The following is a 17,987-nucleotide window of genomic DNA, read 5'->3' as shown; positions in this document are numbered from 1 at the left end:
TTGGCAAATGATAAAATTGTCATCCATGGGGCACGGGCTCATAATCTGAAAAATGTGGATGTCCAAATTCCCAAAAATAAATTAGTCGTGATTACGGGATTGTCCGGGTCTGGAAAGAGTTCGTTGGCCTTTGATACGTTATATGCCGAAGGACAACGGCGGTATGTTGAGAGCCTGTCGGCCTACGCGCGCCAATTTTTGGGTCAAATGGATAAACCGGACGTTGATTCCATTGATGGTTTATCACCAGCCATTTCGATTGACCAGAAGACGACCTCACATAACCCGCGGTCGACGGTGGGGACCGTTACTGAAATTAATGATTTTCTCCGCTTGCTGTGGGCACGGGTAGGGACCCCAATTTGTCCGAATGACCATATTCCAATTACCAGTCAGTCACCTGAACAAATGGTTGACCGGGTATTAGAGTTGCCTGAGCGCACCAAATTACAAATCCTGTCACCGGTTGTCCGGGAAAAGAAGGGGACGCAAAAAAGGGTTTTAGACAAGATTAAACGTGACGGCTTTGTCCGGGTGCAAGTCGATGGTGAGACCTACGATATTGAGGAAGTCCCGGAATTAGACAAAAATAAAAAGCACACCGTCAACGTGGTGGTGGACCGGATCATTGTCAAAGATGGGGTGCGGTCCCGGTTGTTTGATTCGTTCGAATCGGCATTGCGTTTGAGCGATGGTTATGCCATTGCGGATGTCATTGGTGGCGAACAGATTCCATTTTCCGAACAGTATGCCTGCCCGATCTGTGGTTTTACGGTTGGGGAGCTAGAACCACGATTATTTTCATTTAACGCCCCACTTGGGGCCTGTCCGGTTTGTGAAGGACTCGGTTCTAAGTTAGAAGTCGACATTGACTTGGTAATTCCGGACCGGACCAAGACCCTCCGTGAAGGAGCATTGGTACCTTGGAACCCGATTTCTTCACAGTATTATCCATCAATGTTGGAACAATTTTGTGCTTCCGAAAATATTGATATGGATACTCCATTCAACAAGCTAACCAAAGCCCAACAAAAGAAGATTCTCTACGGTAATGGGGAGAAGCCCTTTCACTTTCACTATGAAAATGATTTTGGAGGCGTGCGGGATGTTGACGTCCCGTTTGAAGGGGTCATGAATAACGTTGACCGCCGTTATCGGGAAACGAATTCTGATTTTACTCGTGAACAAATGCGGAAGTACATGGCCGAATTACCATGTCCGGCTTGTCACGGCTACCGGTTAAACGAACGGGCTTTAGCCGTCAAAATTGATCACCAAAACATTGGTGAAGTCTCGGAGTTGCCAATTAGCAAATCCCTACCGTTCTTTAAGGATCTTCAATTGGACGAACAGAAGATGACGATTGCTAAACCAATCTTGAAGGAAATCGTGGACCGGCTCACCTTTATGCAAAATGTGGGGGTGGAATATTTAACACTTAGTCGTTCAGCACGAACCCTTTCTGGTGGGGAAGCTCAGCGGATTCGTTTGGCAACCCAGATTGGTTCCAACCTTTCAGGCGTCATGTATGTGCTGGATGAACCCTCAATTGGTTTGCACCAGCGGGACAATGACCGCCTGATCAATTCCTTGAAAAAGATGCGTGACCTAGGGAACACGTTGATCGTTGTTGAACACGATGAAGATACGATGCGGGCGGCCGACTATATCGTTGATATTGGCCCAGGAGCCGGGGAAAATGGTGGCCAAGTGATGGCTGCTGGGACCCCGAAGCAAATTATGCGGAGTCGGAAGTCGTTGACTGGACAATACCTGTCTGGTAAAAAGTTTATTCCGGTGCCTGATGAGCGTCGTCAAGGCAATGGCAAGGCCATTACTCTGAAGGGAGCTGCCGAGAATAACTTAAAAGACATTGATGTTCGCTTCCCATTGGGTAAGTTTATCTGCGTGACGGGGGTTTCTGGTTCTGGAAAGTCGACGCTCGTTAACCAGATTTTAAAACGGATTCTGTCACAAAAGCTCAACCATAGTTCGGCTAAGCCAGGGCGTTACAAATCAATCGCGGGGATTAAAAATATTGACAAGGTCATCGATATTGATCAATCACCAATTGGTCGGACACCACGGAGTAATCCAGCTACCTATACTGGTGTTTTTGATGATATCCGGGCCCTTTTTGCTCAAACAAATGAGGCCAAGATGCGGGGGTACACGAAGGGCCGGTTTTCATTTAACGTCAAAGGGGGCCGTTGTGAAGCCTGTCATGGTGACGGAATCCTGAAAATTGAAATGAACTTTCTGCCGGATGTGTACGTCCCATGTGAAGTTTGTCATGGAACCCGGTATAATTCAGAAACGTTGGAAGTTGAGTATAAGGGTAAGAATATCGCTCAAGTATTAAATATGACGGTAACTGAAGCACTTGACTTCTTTAGTGCCATTCCAAAGATTCGTCGGAAGTTACAAACGATTCAGGACGTGGGGCTTGGTTATGTCCACTTGGGCCAACCAGCAACGACCTTGTCCGGTGGTGAAGCCCAACGGATGAAGCTGGCCAGTGAACTACATCGTCAATCGAACGGGAAGAGCTTTTACATTCTTGATGAACCAACGACTGGTTTACACATGGACGATATCAAACGGTTGTTAGGGGTCCTTCAACGCTTGGTGGACGCGGGCAATACCGTTTTAGTAATTGAACACGATCTAGATGTGGTCAAATCAGCGGACTGGTTGATTGACCTCGGACCAGAAGGCGGCGAAGCCGGTGGTTACGTGGTCGCAACCGGGACTCCCGAAGAAGTGGCTGAAGTAAAAGAAAGCTACACTGGACAATACTTAAAACCAATGTTGGAGCGGGACCGCCAGTGGGCGGCAGCACGCGTAGCAAAGAAAAAATAATTAATGGTAGAAAACGTGATAATTAGCGTTTTCTACCTTTTTAGTTGTGCTTAGGGATGTTATGACACGCCCGGTATGTTACAATGGAACAGTGATTTTATTAAGGGAGGCATTTGAATGTCCCAAAAATTAGAAGTCGTCATCATTACAGGGATGAGTGGTGCTGGAAAGACGGTTGCTGTGCAACTCTTTGAAGACTTACGCTACTTTGTGATTGATAACATGTTGCCGACGTTAGCGGAGAAATTTGTGGACGTGATTAAACAGTCTGCAGAATTTTCAAAAATGGCGATGGTGATGGACACCCGAGCCAAGGGCTTTTACGACCAGGTATTACCCGTCATTCAACAGCTCCGGAAGCGGCAGGATATTAATGTGAAGGTGCTCTTCCTTGACGCCGGGAATACCGAATTGGTGGCCAGGTATAAAGAGACGCGTCGGGCCCACCCACTTGCTCAACAAGATGGGGTTCTAGCTGGCATTCAACGTGAACGGAAACTATTAGGTGAATTAGCTTCGCAAGCGGACGTGAAAATTGATACAACTAATCTAACACCGCGGAGTTTACGGACACGGTTGACCGAAGTCTTTAACCACGGCGAGGGGACTGATTTTTACGTGGATGTGATGTCATTTGGGTTTAAGTATGGCCTGCCATTGGATGCCGACATTGTAATGGACGTCCGTTTCTTACCCAATCCATTCTACATTCCAGAATTAAAGCACCTGACTGGCAACGACCAGGCGGTTCAAGACTACGTCATGCAGAGTCCAGAGGCGCAAAACTTTTATCAACACCTCTATTCTTTGATTTTAACGGCCTTGCCTGGCTACATTAAAGAAGGCAAAACGAGTTTAACGATTGCAATTGGCTGTACCGGTGGTCAACATCGTTCGGTAACGATTGCGAATAAATTGGCAGCAGACTTAAAAAAACGGGGCTATGCAGTTAATTCACATCATCGGGATGTTGAAAAGGCTCAGTAAGGAGGTAGCGAATGATTAACAAACCGAAAATTGTCATTATTGGCGGTGGGACGGGGCTTCCAGTAATCCTTCGTGGGCTCCGGGACCAGAACGTTGATGTGACAGCGATCGTGACGGTCGCAGATGATGGTGGTTCTTCTGGAATCTTACGCAATTATATTAACGTGGTCCCACCTGGTGATATTCGGAATGCGTTGGTGGCCCTTTCGGAATTACCAAATATTGAAAAAGAATTATTTCAGTACCGGTTCCAAAGTAAGGATAATTTCTTCGCTGGCCACGCCATTGGCAATTTGATAATTTCTGCATTGGCGGAAATGAAGGGCAACATTTTTGATGCGGTGCAAGAACTTTCTGATTTAATGAAAATTAGGGGGCACATTTTCCCCGTAGCTAATGAACCGCTGACGCTGAACGCTGAATTCAAGGATGGTTCGCAGCTGGCCGGTGAATCAGAAATCACGGCCGCACACCGCCAAATCAAACGGGTGTGGGTCACGACTGCGGATGGTGACCATGAACCGGCCGCAATGAAACAGGTCGTGGATGCCATTCTGGACGCGGATCAAATCGTGCTGGGGCCCGGAAGCCTGTTTACGAGTATTTTGCCGAACTTGATGATTAAGAATGTTGGTGAGGCTGTGAAGAAAACCGCTGCGGAAGTGGTTTATATCTGTAATATCATGACCCAAAAAGGGGAGACGGATAACTTTAGTGACGCTGATCACGTTAAAGTGTTAAATCAACACTTAGGGGCGCAGTTTATCGACACAGTGTTAGTAAATATTCAACCGGTGCCGGCTGATTACATTAATTTTCAGGAATGGAATGAGATTTCTCAGCCAGTTGTCCATGATTTTGCGGCATTACGTGATCAAGGCTGTCGGGTGATTTCCGCAAATTTCCTGCGTTTACGAGATAATGGGGCGTTTCACGATCGTGATAAAGTGGTGAGCGAGCTAATTAATCGTCTTCATGACGTACATAATGAATAAGAAAGGGTGATTGGATGTCCTATGCCAGTCAAGTTAAAAAAGAACTGACCGGGCTCCAGGTTCATAAAGACAATGCCAAGGCGGAATTAATGGCGTTGATCCGGATGAACGGCGCGCTCGGCATTGCTAATCAACAGATGGTGCTGAGTGTCCAAACGGAAAGCCCGGCAATTGCACGACGGATTTACTCGTTACTGAAAGAATTCTTTGATGTTGAAGCCGATATTGTTGTCCGACGGAAAATGAAGTTAAAAAAGAATAATACCTACGTCGTACGTTTGCAATACCATGTTAAAGAACTGCTAAGTGAACTTGGGATTCTAGATGGCTTTCACATTAAAGAGCGGGTGCCAATGGAACTCTTGAAAAATGACCTGATGGTCCAATCATACTTACGGGGAGCTTTTCTTGCGGGCGGCTCGGTTAATAATCCGGAAACGTCGCGTTACCATTTAGAAATTTATTCTCTCTATGAAGAGCACAATGAAATGGTGGCGGAAATGATTAATCATTTTCATTTAAATGCGCGAACGACGGCCAGACGTAGTGGCTTTATCGTCTACTTAAAAGAAGCCGAAAAAATTGCGGATTTTCTGCAATTAATTGGCGCTACTAATAGCATGCTCGAATTTGAAAATATTCGAATTGTGCGGGATATGCGTAATTCGGTGAACCGGTTAGTTAATTGTGAAAATGCCAATATGGATAAGGTGGCGAATGCCGCCAATAAACAAGTTGAAAATATTCAATTTATCGATCGGCATGTTGGTTTAAATAACCTGCCAGATAAATTACGCGAAATCGCTTTGACGAGGTTATCGCACCCCGAAGTGAGTTTAAAGGAATTGGGCACCTTAGTACCTGGCGGACCGATTTCGAAATCTGGAGTTAATCATCGACTCCGGAAATTAAACGCGTATGCTGAAAAAATCCGGACGGGCGCATAAAAAAGCGTTGCTAGTGGAATTTTTCCACTAGCAACGCTTTTTAATATTAATGATTAATCAGCTTTAGGCTTGTTTTCCATGATGCCATCAAGCAGACCATAATCAACCGCTTCTTGAGCAGTCAGGTAGTGGTCCCGTTCGGTGTCCTGATTAATCTTTTCAATTGGTTGACCGGAATTGTCAGCTAAAATTTCGTTGATCATCTTCCGCGTCTTCAAAATTTCAGTAGCAGCAATTTCGATTTCAGTTTGTTGGCCTTGTGCACCACCAGAAGGTTGGTGAATCAAGACTTGTGAGTGAGGTAAGCCAAATCGCTTACCCTTGGCACCTGATGATACTAGAACGCTGGCCATGGATGCGGCCATTCCAATGACGATGGTTTGCACATCAGCCTTGATAAAGTTCATTGTATCGTAGATTGCCATCCCAGAGGTAACCACACCACCAGGAGAATTAATGTAAAGGTAAATATCTTTCGTTGAGTCTTGCGCGTCTAAGAATAGTAATTGCGCAACGATTGAGTTAGCCATGTCGTCTTCAATCGGACCAGAAAGCATAATAATCCGGTCCTTAAGAAGCCGTGAGTAAATGTCATAAGCACGTTCACCACGGGATGACTGCTCAATGACGGTAGGAACTAAATTCATAAATTGTGGCCTCCTTTTAGCACTTATTAGCTTTAATTGCTAATGCATGCTTGTATTTTACTCTATAGGTCAAGAAAGGTCAAATGATATTACAAAAAAATAACGAAGAAACCAAGTTTTTTGATTTCTTCGTTATAATACTTTAATCTAAGCTTTCAGCAATCAGATCGAGTTCAAGATCTGCGCATTCAGCGTCTAATTGATTCCGGTCTTGATCCGGTTTAACTTCAAATAATTTGAATTGTAATTCTTGTTTGGACATCATAATCCTCCATTAATTATTGAGTGTTTTAATTGGTTAATCTTTTTAAATACCTATATCATTTAACAGTGTACATCATATCCTAAATTGGTATAGGTATCAATAACTTTATCATTACAGTTTTGACAAACGTTTTCCAAGACTGGTCTAATCGAAAAAACCGATAATTTCAGTGTCCAGTGGTTTGGAAAGGTTGCGATTTGCCTCACATTTAGTTATAATCGGAATGTTGATTATTAACGATAGATATAAAGGAGGCATATTGACATGCGTAAAGCACATCCACATGGCGTACAAGGCCGTCGTCCAGTTGCTCCTAAGTACAAGCGGGCACTCAAGGAAAAGAAGATTGAAGAAATTCGTAAGTGGGCTAAGGAAAAGCCAGCTGACGAAAAGTAATCGTCTATACGGAGAGCGTTACAGGATTTTCCTGTAGCGCTTTTTTAGTTGTGGGAAAGCAAAATAAAAAGCTCGGTAAAGCAATGCTTACCGAGCTGATTTTATGCCCAAGGCAGGATTCGAACCTGTACATGGAAAACCATACAACGACCTGAACGTTGCGCGTCTGCCAATTCCGCCACTTGGGCATGTAATGCGCCCCCAGGGAGTCGAACCCTGATCTCGAGAACCGGAATCTCACGTGCGATCCATTACACTAAGGGCGCTTAACAACAAATAGTATTTTATCGAATTAAAATTAAAATTGCAATACCTTTTTGAAAATACTTTCGCAAATAGCAGTTTAATGGACAAAGTGCTAATTATCGGTAAAGATTGCTGTTACAGTAAATGTATGTAAATTTTTCATCTGTACATTCTGATTTTCAGTGTTAAAATAATAAACGTACATTTAATTATATGTTTTCCTAAAGGAGGAATTTGCAGTATGACTGTAAAGATTGGTATTAATGGTTTTGGCCGTATCGGTCGTTTAGCATTCCGTCGTATTCACGAATTAGGTGCTAAGGATATTGAAGTTGTAGCCATCAACGATTTGACTACTCCTGCAATGTTAGCTTACCTTTTGAAGTACGACTCTACTCATGGTAAGTTCCCTGGTGAAGTTTCTGCTACCGACACTGGTATCGTTGTTGATGGTAAGGAATACCCAGTTTACGCTGAACGTGACGCACGGAACATTCCTTGGGTTAAGAATGATGGTGTTGACTTTGTACTTGAATGTACTGGCTTCTACACTTCAGCTGAAAAGTCACAAGCTCACTTGGACGCTGGTGCTAAGCGGGTTCTGATTTCTGCCCCTGCTGGTAACATCCCAACAGTTGTTCCTGGTGTTAACCTTGATACTTTAAAGAAGGACGACAAGATCGTTTCTGCAGGTTCATGTACTACTTCATGTCTTGCACCAATGGCTTACTTCCTTAACAAGAACTTCGGTATCAAAGTTGGTACTATGACTACTATCCACGCCTTCACTTCTACTCAAGCTATCCTTGATGGCCCACGTGGTAAGAAGATGCGTAACAACCGTACTGCAAGCACGAACACCATTCCTCACTCAAGTGGTGCTGCTAAGGCCATCGGTTTAGTTATCCCAGAATTGAACGGTAAGCTTTCTGGTCACGCACAACGTGTTGGTGTTGTTGACGGTTCATTAACTGAACTTGTTTCCATCTTGGACAAGAAGGTTACCGTTGACGAAGTTAACGCCGCTATGAAGAAGGCTACTGAAGGTAACGATGCCTTTGGTTACACTGAAGACGAAATTGTTTCAACTGATATCATCGGTTCAACTTACGGTTCCGTATTTGATCCTTCCCAAACTGAAATTATGGAAGGTGACGATGGTTCACAATTAGTTAAGACTGTTGCTTGGTACGACAACGAATACGGTTTCACTTCCAACATGATCCGTACTTTGCTTCACTTTGCTACTCTGTAAGCAAAACTAACGTACTAAATGAAGGTGGGAGGAGGAAACTCCGCCCACCTTTTTGACAGAAAAGGGGAATTAATGATGGCAAAAATGACTGTTGAAGACCTTCCTTTAGAAGGCAAAAAAGTTTTAATGCGTGTTGACTTTAACGTGCCAATTAAAGATGGCGTAGTTGGTGATGACAACCGGATCGTGGCTGCATTACCAACGATCAAGTACGTTATTGACCACAACGGGAAGGCGATTTTGTTCTCACACCTTGGCCGGATCAAGAAGGAAGAAGACAAGCCAGGTCTCTCCATGCGCCCAGTTGCTGAACGGCTTTCCAACTTATTGAACAAGCCAGTCACCTTCGTACCCGTTACTGAAGGTCAACAACTCGAAGATGCAATTGACAAGATGCAAGATGGTGATGTTTTGATGGTTCAAAACACCCGTTACGAAGACGTTAAGGACGGCGAATACGTTAAACGTGAATCTGGCAATGATCCTGAATTGGGCAAGTACTGGGCTTCATTAGGTGATGTTTACATCAACGATGCCTTTGGGACCGCTCACCGGAAACACGCTTCCAACGTCGGCATTGCCCAAAACATTGGTGACGGTAAGTCTGGTGTTGGTTTCTTAATGGAAAAGGAAATCAAGTTCTTGGGGAATGCTGTTGATAACCCAGTTCGTCCATTCGTTGCTATCCTTGGTGGTGCCAAGGTCTCTGACAAGATCGGTGTGATTGACCACTTGTTAGACAAGGCTGACAAGATCATCATTGGTGGTGGGATGGCCTACACCTTCTTTGCCGCTAAGGGCATTAAGATTGGTAACTCCCTTGTTGAAAAGGACAAGATTGACGTTGCCAAGGACATTATGGAAAAGGCTGGGGACAAGTTAGTCTTGCCTGTTGACAGTGTCATTGCTGATGCATTCAAGAATGACGCTAATACTAAGGTTGTCGAAGGTGACATTCCTGATGGCTGGATGGGCTTAGACATCGGTCCAAAGTCAATTGAAGAATTTGAAAATGTCTTGAAGGACGCTAAGACGGTGGTTTGGAACGGCCCAATGGGTGTCTTTGAAATGCCAAACTTTGCTAAGGGAACCTTGGCCATTGGTAAGTTCTTAGCCGGCTTAGATGATGCGACGACGATCGTTGGTGGTGGTGATTCGACCGCTGCTGCAAAGCAATTAGGAATTGCTGATCAATTAAGCCACATTTCTACTGGTGGTGGGGCATCATTGACTTACCTTGAAGGTAAAGTTCTTCCTGGAATTGACGCAATTTCAGATAAGTAAGATTGATCGGGAGGTAGGAGTAGCCATTTTGTTACTTTTGCCTCCTTTTGTGTTTAATTAATAAGGAGGATTTAGTTCATGAGGTCACCAATTGTTGCTGGAAACTGGAAAATGAATAAGACGGTGGAGGAAGCGGTTGATTTTGTCAACCAAATTAAGGATCATCTGCCGGACCCCAGTGTTCAAGAAACGGTCTTGGCAGCGCCCACCATTGCCTTAGTACCAATGGTCAAAGCAGCACAAGGTTCTCCATTAAAAATTGCTGCGGAAAATTGTTATTATAAAGATGCTGGGGCGTATACTGGTGAAACCAGCCCAACCACCCTCTATAGCGCAAATATTCATCACGTCATTTTAGGCCATTCCGAACGACGGCGCTTGTTTAATGAAAATGACCAGATGATCAATTTGAAGGTTCATGCGGCCTTAGCAGCGGGCCTGTGCCCAATTGTATGTTGTGACGACACCATGGGGCGACGGGTTGCCGGTAAGAAGGTTCACTGGGTCGTCAGCCGGATCCTGGCGGATTTACATGACTTGAAAGCGGCAGACGTTGAAAAAGTTACGATTGCCTATGAACCAAGTTGGGCGATTGGAACTGGCGAAAGCATGGATCCAGCACAAGCTGAAGAAGGTTGTTACCTGATCAGGCAGACGATTGCGGATATGTATGGTGATGAGATTGCTGACAACGTGCGGATCCTTTATGGAGGTAGTGTCAACACTAGTAACATTAACCGGTTAATGGCGAGTGAAGACATTGACGGTGTTTTAGCTGGTGGGGCTAGTTTAGATCCCGATACCTTCTTAAATTTAGTTAACCACTAGGATTTTTACTTGTTTTAAGATGTGCAAAATAATACAATGGAGAGCGTAAGCATAAAGCTTTCCAATTTATTCTGGAGGAGAGAATCAATATGTCACTTATTACAGATATTTATGCTCGTGAAGTCCTTGACTCACGTGGTAATCCAACTGTTGAAGCCGAAGTTTATACTGAAGCCGGTGGTGTTGGCCGTGGAATCGTTCCATCAGGAGCTTCTACTGGTGAACACGAAGCCGTTGAACTTCGTGATGGCGACAAGAACCGTTTCGGTGGCAAGGGCGTTTTAAAGGCCGTTGCTAATGTTAACAACGTCATCGCTAAGGAAATCGTTGGGATGGAAGTTACTGATCAAATTGCGATTGATAAGGCAATGATCAAGTTAGATGGTACTCCTAACAAGGGTAAGTTAGGTGCTAACGCTATCTTAGCCGTTTCATTAGCTGCTGCTCGGGCTGCTGCTGATGAATTACAAGTACCTCTTTACAACTACCTTGGTGGTTTCAATGCCCACGTGATGCCAACACCAATGATGAACGTTATCAACGGTGGGGCCCACTCTGATAACAAGGTTGACTTCCAAGAATTCATGATCATGCCAGTTGGTGCACCAACTGTTCGTGAAGCAATCCGGATGGGTTCCGAAACTTTCCACGCTTTGAAGAAGGCTTTGGAAGATGCTGGTAAGGTTACCTCCGTTGGTGACGAAGGTGGATTTGCTCCTGACTTTGCAAACAACGAAGAACCATTTGAATTTTTGATCAAGGCGATCAAGGATGCTGGTTACAAGCCAGGTAAGGATGTAGCGATTGCCTTTGACGTTGCTGCTTCAGAATTATGGAATGATGACGACAAGAAGTACAAGCTTCGTTGGTCCACTGGTGAAGAATACACCACTGAAGAATGGATTGATTACCTTTCTGGGATCATCGCTAAGTACCCAGTTGTATCTGTTGAAGACCCAATTGATGAAAACAACTGGGATGACTGGGTAACCATTACCAAGAAGCTTGGTAAGAAGGTTCAATTAGTTGGTGACGATTTCTTTGTTACTAACACTGACTACCTTGCTAAGGGGATCAAGATGGGCGCAGCTAACTCCATCCTGATCAAGTTGAACCAAATCGGTACTTTGACTGAAACTGTTGAAGCGATCGAAATGGCTAAGGAAGCTGGTTACACTGCCATCGTTTCCCATCGTTCTGGTGAAACTGAAGACACGACCATTGCTGACTTAGTTGTTGCTACGAATGCTGGACAAATCAAGACTGGTTCGATGAGCCGGACTGACCGTCTTGCTAAGTACAACCAATTAATGCGGATTGAAGATAACCTTGGTGACGTTGCTCAATACAAGGGAATTCGTTCATTCTACAACTTAAGTGAACAAGCTAAGTTAGACATTGAAAACCGTTAATGTCTAACGATTCGCTTTAAAAAGACTCGACTTCGGTCGGGTCTTTTTTTATGAAAAATATCTAAGATTTTCTCATTGATTTTTTATTTAGGCTTCTTTATAATAGCTCCAGAAATTGTTTAAAGGAGTGATTGGGGTAATGGCAAAGAATGATGCTCCAGAATTGTCACGGACGATGACGGCCGGACAAATGGAAATGATCTCCCTTGGTGGCGCGATTGGGGTTGGGCTCTTCATGGGATCAACTTCCACCATTAAATGGACGGGGCCATCCGTATTACTCGCGTACGCCTTTGTTGGGGTGATCTTATATATTGTGATGCGGGCCTTGGGAGAAATGATTTATATCAATCCGGGGACGGGATCCTTTGCGGATTATGCCACGGAATATGTTCACCCATTGGCTGGTTATTTAGCCAAGTGGGCGAATGTTTTTGAATATATCGTGGTAGGAATGTCTGAAGTGGTTGCGGCTACTGAATATCTGCAGTATTGGTGGCCGCATATGCATACCTGGATCGCCGGGATCGTAATTATTATTTTCTTGGTATTAGCCAACCTGGCGAGTGCGAAGGCCTATGGTTCTCTAGAATTCTGGTTTGCCATGATCAAGGTGATCACGATCATCTTAATGATCATTTTGGGCTTCATGGTGATTTTCTTTGGCTTCGGTAATGGTGGCCACCCAACCGGTCTGTCAAATTTATGGGCGCACGGTGGCTTCTTTACCGGTGGTGTCAAAGGCTTCTTCTTTTCCATGTCCATTATCGTTGGTTCTTACGAAGGAATCGAACTCTTAGGAATTTCAGCAGGGGAAGTGGCCAACCCGCAACAAGCAATCATTAAGTCCGTCAAATCGGTTTTACTTCGGATCTTGATTTTCTATGTTGGCGCGATCTTTGTGATTGTGACGATTTATCCATGGAATAAACTAAGTGCGGTGGGCTCACCATTTGTTTCTACCTTTGCGAAGGTTGGTATTACGGCTGCGGCTTCCATTATCAACTTTGTTGTGTTGACGGCGGCTTTATCAGGGGCCAACTCCGGGATTTACAGCTCCAGTCGGATGCTTTTTAAGTTGTCTCACGAAGGGGACGCACCAAAAATCTTCGGTCGACTTTCCAAGCGGATTGTTCCGGATGCCGCTATTCTGGGAATTTCCGGTGGGATCTTAATTGGGTTCATTATTGACATGATTGCCTCTGTCTACAGTAAGTCGACGTCTGATCTCTTTGTGGTCGTCTTCAGTTCTTCCGTCTTACCAGGAATGGTGCCGTGGTTTGTGATTCTGTTGGCGGAATTAAAGTTCCGGCACAACAATCCTGACTTGATGAAGGACCACCCATTTACTTTACCGTTGTATCCACTCTCTAATTACTTCGCATTTTTGATGTTAATCATCATCGTCATTTTTATGTTTATCAACCCCGATACCAGAGTTTCGGTGATCGTGGGAGCAGCTGTTTTGATCATTGCCACGCTGGTCTACATTTTCCGTCACCGGAATGAGCAACAGGCAAGTCAAGGTTAATTGTGGTAAACTCTAAAATAACTGATATTTTGGAGTGGCGATTGTGACTAGATTACATTTTGGAAAATTAAATTTTAGTAATATTCGACAAATTGGACGGGCAATCGTGATCGGGATTGTGACCGGATTATTAGTAAGTGTCTTTCGCTTATTGATCCAGTCAGCATTATCCGGCGTGATTGCCTGTTTTCAATACTTTCATCATCATCCATGGTGGTTAGTTCCCTGGGCAGTTGGCTCGGTAGTGATTGCTCTTTTGTTGGGGCGAATGTCACAAAAGAACCCGAACATCAAAGGTTCTGGGATTCCCCAGGTTGAGGGCCAGTTGACTGGTCAATTCGATGAACAATGGTGGCCGGTCCTGTGGCGTAAATTTGTTGGTGGGATCTTTGGCATTGGTTCAGGACTCTTTTTAGGCCGGGAAGGGCCTTCCATTCAACTCGGTGCCACCATTGGCCAAGGCTTAGCAGAGCATAATCACGTGACGAAGATTGAGCGCCGGGTCGGAATTGCATCGGGAGCTGCTGCGGGTCTATCAGCAGCATTTAACGCACCGATTGCGAGTTCAATGTTTATTTTAGAAGAGGTTTACCATAACTTTTCACCGCTAGTCTGGTTGTCGGTCTTTATTAGCGCAGTTTGTGCGAATGGGGTTTCAATGACGTTTTTCGGGTTACGTCCTGACTTAGACCTTCCGCACCAAGTGTTGTTTCCTGCTAACCAGTATATCCACCTGCTCATTTTGGGAATAATCCTCGGTATTTTGGGGCGGGTTTACCAATACACGATTTTACGGTTGGGGACGTGGAGCCGGAAAGTGACTTGGTTAAAACCGGCTTGGTATCCAGTGGTCCCGTTTTTGTTAGTTATCCCAATTGCGTGGTATTGGCCGGTAACGTTAGGTGGGGGCAATAATTTAATTGTTTCTTTACCACATTTGTCCCTGTCCATTCCGTTCTTATTTGGGATTTTATTACTCCGGTTTGTCTTCTCCATGATTAGCTATGGTTCAGAAATTCCCGGGGGGATCTTTTTACCAATTTTGACGTTAGGAGCAGTGATTGGTGCTTGCTACTGTGCAACTTTAATTTCACTTGGGCTGGTGTCGAAAGCTTATTTAGGCAATTACATCATTTATGCAATGGCTGGTTACTTTGCCTGCATTTCTAAGGCACCATTTACGGCGATTTTGCTGATCACCGAAATGGTGGGCTCAATGACCCATTTAATGCCATTAGCGGTGGTGGCAGTTGCAGCATACGTCGTCAACGATGTCCTTGGTGGTTTGCCGGTGTACATGGCCATGTTCAACAACTTTATTCACCGCCGTCCACGGAAAGAACTCAGTGGAATGACCCAGATGACGGTCTCCATTTTTGCCGGGGCAACTTTAGATGGAAAACTGATTAAAGACTTTGTATGGCCAAAAGGGAGTTTGGTGCTGGCAATTTATCGGGGTGAGGAAGAATTAGTCCCCCGCGGGCAAACCAAATTGCAGGTTGGTGATACCTTAGTGATTCAATTAACTGGTCATCATCATTTAGAAAACCAGCATTTAATTAATCAGGCGGCCCACCATGCTCGCCCTAGTCAAGAACATTAAAGTATGTTATCATTAAATAGTTATATAGTGGGAAATTAGGAGGAAGAACCTTGCAAAACATGTTAATGACCCTCTTCTTAATTGACTGCGTCGTTTTGATCGCATGTGTTATGATGCAGCCAGCCAAGAATGATAATGATGCCATGTCAGCCTTAACGGGTGGCGCTGGCGACCTATTTTCACGTCGAAAAGCACGTGGCTTTGAAGCAGTAATGCAAATCGTAACCACGATCGTTGGTGCGCTATTCTTTATCTTGGCATTAGCGTTAGTTTACGTTTCGGCACATTAAAGAAAAACACAGGAGAGGCTGAGAAATGACGACGGTTGTTTCGCAGCCCTTTTATTTTAATTTTTTACTGAGATAGAAAGGAAAATCATGACAGAATTAAAGGCGAAAATTTTAGAAGACTTACAGGCCAATCCAACGATTAGTCTGTCAGCTGAAAAAATCGCTCGGAAATTGGATATGACCGCCGCCGAAGATTTTACGCCAATTGTTCAGGCCTTAGCGCAATTGGAACGTGAAAAAAAGGTTGAGGTTACTGACCGGGGCGAATTTAAGCTGGTACCACAGCAACAATTAATTACTGGGATTTTTCATGGTAATAGTAAGGGCTTTGGGTTTGTCGCATATGATGACAGTATGCCGGATATCTATATAAACCCAGATCATACTAAACACGCACTTTCTGGTGACGAAGTCCAAGTGAAAATTTTACGGGCTGGTGATCCCCGCTCAGATCAAGGTCCAGAAGGGGCCGTCGCAGAAATTCTTGATCATCACTATGACCACGTCGTCGGTGAATTTAAGAACTTGACCATGGGCAATTACATTGGTGAAATCATCTTAAAGGATAAGAAACTCGGTCACCTCAAATTTTATGTATCTGATCAAGGGTTACACCCGCAAGATGGTGAAATTGTGACGGCCACGATTGCCAGCTACCCAAGTGATGAAGCTCCCGAAGTGATGACTGGGGCGGTTACGGAGGTTGTTGGTGACAAGAACGAACCCGGGGTTGATATTCTCTCCGTTGTCTATGCCCACGACGTTCCGCACGAATTTCCTAAGGAAGCAATGGACCAGGCAAATCAAATTCCGTTAGAAGTCCTGCCAGAAGAAAAGAAGGGGCGCAAGGACTTAACCAAGCAACCTTTAGTGACCATCGATAGTATTGAATCGAAGGACTTGGATGACGCCGTTGTTGCCTGGAAGATGGATAATGGCCATTACCACTTAGGTGTTCACATTGCGGATGTTAGTCATTATGTTCAACCAGGGACTCCATTGGATGAAGAAGCGTTTAAGCGGGGCACTTCAGTTTACTTGACGGACCGGGTCATCCCAATGCTGCCGCGGCGGCTATCTAACGGAATTTGCTCATTGAATCCGAACGAGGAACGGCTGGCCATGTCTTGCGAAATGGAAATTGACGAGCAGGGGAATATCTTAAAACACGATATTTTCCCTAGTGTGATTAAGTCGCACGCCCGGATGACTTACAAAGCCGTGAACAAGATTTTGGAAGCCGACGACCAAAAGACGAAGGACCAATACCGTGAATTGGTCCCAATGTTTGAAACGATGGCTGAGCTGCACCGGATCCTACTGAAACATCGGCATCGTCGTGGGGCCATTGACTTTGAAGCACCAGAGGCCAAAATCATTGTTGATGAGACTGGGCACCCGACCGATATTCAACTTCGTGAACGGGGCTTATCAGAACGGATGATTGAATCCTTTATGCTGGCTGCTAACGAAACGGTCGCTGAACATTTTGACCACCTGCACGTACCATTCCTATACCGGATTCACGAAAAACCAGATGGTGACCGTATCAAGGACTTCGCTGATTTCCTGAGTGTTCTTGGTATTGATATGAAGGGGGACCTCAATAACGTTAAACCGATGATGCTTCAACGGGTGTTGAAACAAGTGGCCGGGACCCCCGAAGAGGAAATGGTTCAGGTCATGATGTTACGGAGCATGCAGCAAGCCAAGTATTCTGATGAAGAAGTCGGTCACTTTGGCTTAGGGGCCCAATACTATACGCACTTTACTTCACCAATTCGGCGGTATCCTGATACAACTGTTCACCGCTTGATTAAGTGGTATCGTGAACATGGAACGAAGGAAGAAGCGAAGGCGAAATACCGCGATCGTTTACCAGAAATTGCGGAACATACGTCAGTTACCGAACGACGGGGAATTGACACCGAACGTGACGTTGACAGTATGAAAAAAGCCGAATACATGGAAGATCACGTTGGGGAAACCTTTGAAGCGGTGGTTAGTTCCGTGATGAAATTTGGCCTCTTCGTTGAGTTGCCGAACACCGTGGAAGGCTTAATCCACATTAGTGCAATGAATGATGACTACTATGAATACATTGAGAAACAAATGGCCTTAGTGGGGCGCAGTAACCACCACATTTTCCGGATCGGACAGCCAGTGAAAGTGAAGTTATTGAGGGTTGATAAAGACCAGCGTGAAGTAGACTTTGAGTTGGTAAATCCTGAAGATGCTCCAGTGACGAAGTTGCGTACGGGGCGCGACCATGGTCGGCATGGTAATCATCATCGTGGTCATGGTCGAAGTCACGGCCACAATCGTCACGAAAATCACGGTAATCGGGAAAATGGCCACCGTAACAACCGCCAAATTAATCGTGGCCAAACGCGTCACGGTGGTGATCAACGGGGACATCGGAAGCGTCACTAATAGTAA

At 44.8% G+C, this 17,987-nt stretch carries 14 protein-coding genes and 2 tRNA genes; 13 read left to right on the top strand and 3 right to left on the bottom strand.

Translation table 11 applies throughout. The features are described 5' to 3' along the window. From uvrA to whiA, 4 genes are all read left to right on the top strand, one after another. On the top strand, window positions 1-2,862 hold the full coding sequence (gene uvrA / locus NFR43_RS05930) for an excinuclease ABC subunit UvrA (protein WP_251547416.1): 2,862 nt from the start codon (window positions 1-3) through the stop codon (window positions 2,860-2,862). A gap of 117 nt (window positions 2,863-2,979) precedes the next feature. After that, complete coding sequence (gene rapZ / locus NFR43_RS05925) at window positions 2,980-3,849, top strand: RNase adapter RapZ (RefSeq protein WP_251547414.1); 870 nt, start codon at window positions 2,980-2,982, stop codon at window positions 3,847-3,849. 11 nt (window positions 3,850-3,860) lie between these two features. After that, the gene (locus NFR43_RS05920) at window positions 3,861-4,844 is read left to right on the top strand and encodes a gluconeogenesis factor YvcK family protein (RefSeq protein ID WP_251547413.1); all 984 of its coding nucleotides are present in this window, start codon (window positions 3,861-3,863) and stop codon (window positions 4,842-4,844) included. 14 nt (window positions 4,845-4,858) lie between these two features. Next, on the top strand, window positions 4,859-5,791 hold the full coding sequence (gene whiA / locus NFR43_RS05915; RefSeq protein ID WP_251547412.1) for a DNA-binding protein WhiA: 933 nt from the start codon (window positions 4,859-4,861) through the stop codon (window positions 5,789-5,791). A 53-nt stretch (window positions 5,792-5,844) separates the two neighbouring features. On the opposite strand, the gene clpP is transcribed toward whiA, so the two are convergent. Further along, a complete protein-coding gene (gene clpP, locus NFR43_RS05910) occupies window positions 5,845-6,465 on the bottom strand; it encodes an ATP-dependent Clp endopeptidase proteolytic subunit ClpP (protein WP_275087105.1) in 621 nt (206 codons plus the stop codon). Window positions 6,466-6,967: 502 nt separating this feature from the next. Here clpP and NFR43_RS08515 point away from each other — a divergent pair. Continuing rightward, window positions 6,968-7,099 (top strand): hypothetical protein, encoded by a 132-nt coding sequence (locus NFR43_RS08515; protein WP_006916985.1) that lies wholly within the window; start codon window positions 6,968-6,970, stop codon window positions 7,097-7,099. 104 nt (window positions 7,100-7,203) lie between these two features. On the opposite strand, the gene NFR43_RS05905 is transcribed toward NFR43_RS08515, so the two are convergent. Together NFR43_RS05905 and NFR43_RS05900 are read right to left on the bottom strand one after the other, a co-directional pair. Next, window positions 7,204-7,287 (bottom strand) — tRNA-Leu (locus NFR43_RS05905). Window positions 7,288-7,293: 6 nt separating this feature from the next. Beyond that, window positions 7,294-7,365 (bottom strand) — tRNA-Arg (locus NFR43_RS05900). A gap of 221 nt (window positions 7,366-7,586) precedes the next feature. Here NFR43_RS05900 and gap point away from each other — a divergent pair. The 8 genes from gap to rnr all read left to right on the top strand — a co-directional run bounded on the left by gap (window position 7,587) and on the right by rnr (window position 17,981). Then, window positions 7,587-8,600: a type I glyceraldehyde-3-phosphate dehydrogenase gene (gene gap / locus NFR43_RS05895; RefSeq protein ID WP_251547408.1), complete on the top strand. Its 1,014-nt coding sequence runs from the start codon at window positions 7,587-7,589 to the stop codon at window positions 8,598-8,600. Window positions 8,601-8,675: 75 nt separating this feature from the next. Further along, window positions 8,676-9,884 (top strand): phosphoglycerate kinase, encoded by a 1,209-nt coding sequence (locus tag NFR43_RS05890; protein WP_251547406.1) that lies wholly within the window; start codon window positions 8,676-8,678, stop codon window positions 9,882-9,884. A gap of 78 nt (window positions 9,885-9,962) precedes the next feature. Beyond that, a complete protein-coding gene (gene tpiA, locus NFR43_RS05885; RefSeq protein ID WP_251547404.1) occupies window positions 9,963-10,712 on the top strand; it encodes a triose-phosphate isomerase in 750 nt (249 codons plus the stop codon). Between the two features lie 89 nt (window positions 10,713-10,801). Next, window positions 10,802-12,124: a phosphopyruvate hydratase gene (gene eno / locus NFR43_RS05880; protein ID WP_251547402.1), complete on the top strand. Its 1,323-nt coding sequence runs from the start codon at window positions 10,802-10,804 to the stop codon at window positions 12,122-12,124. A gap of 139 nt (window positions 12,125-12,263) precedes the next feature. Continuing rightward, a complete protein-coding gene (locus NFR43_RS05875) occupies window positions 12,264-13,655 on the top strand; it encodes an amino acid permease (RefSeq protein ID WP_251547400.1) in 1,392 nt (463 codons plus the stop codon). Between the two features lie 43 nt (window positions 13,656-13,698). Continuing rightward, window positions 13,699-15,258 (top strand): ClC family H(+)/Cl(-) exchange transporter, encoded by a 1,560-nt coding sequence (locus NFR43_RS05870; protein WP_251547398.1) that lies wholly within the window; start codon window positions 13,699-13,701, stop codon window positions 15,256-15,258. 50 nt (window positions 15,259-15,308) lie between these two features. Further along, complete coding sequence (gene secG / locus NFR43_RS05865; RefSeq protein ID WP_251547395.1) at window positions 15,309-15,548, top strand: preprotein translocase subunit SecG; 240 nt, start codon at window positions 15,309-15,311, stop codon at window positions 15,546-15,548. 87 nt (window positions 15,549-15,635) lie between these two features. After that, window positions 15,636-17,981, top strand: a complete 2,346-nt coding sequence (gene rnr, locus NFR43_RS05860) for a ribonuclease R (RefSeq protein ID WP_251547393.1) — start codon at window positions 15,636-15,638, stop codon at window positions 17,979-17,981. The last annotated feature ends 6 nt before the right edge of the window (window positions 17,982-17,987 follow it).

Origin of the sequence: Limosilactobacillus caecicola, assembly GCF_943192935.1 — a bacterium.
Classification (GTDB): Bacteria; Bacillota; Bacilli; order Lactobacillales; family Lactobacillaceae; genus Limosilactobacillus; species Limosilactobacillus caecicola.
The sequence above is the reverse complement of the archived record's forward strand: the minus strand, read 5'-3'. Positions and strand labels throughout refer to the sequence as shown.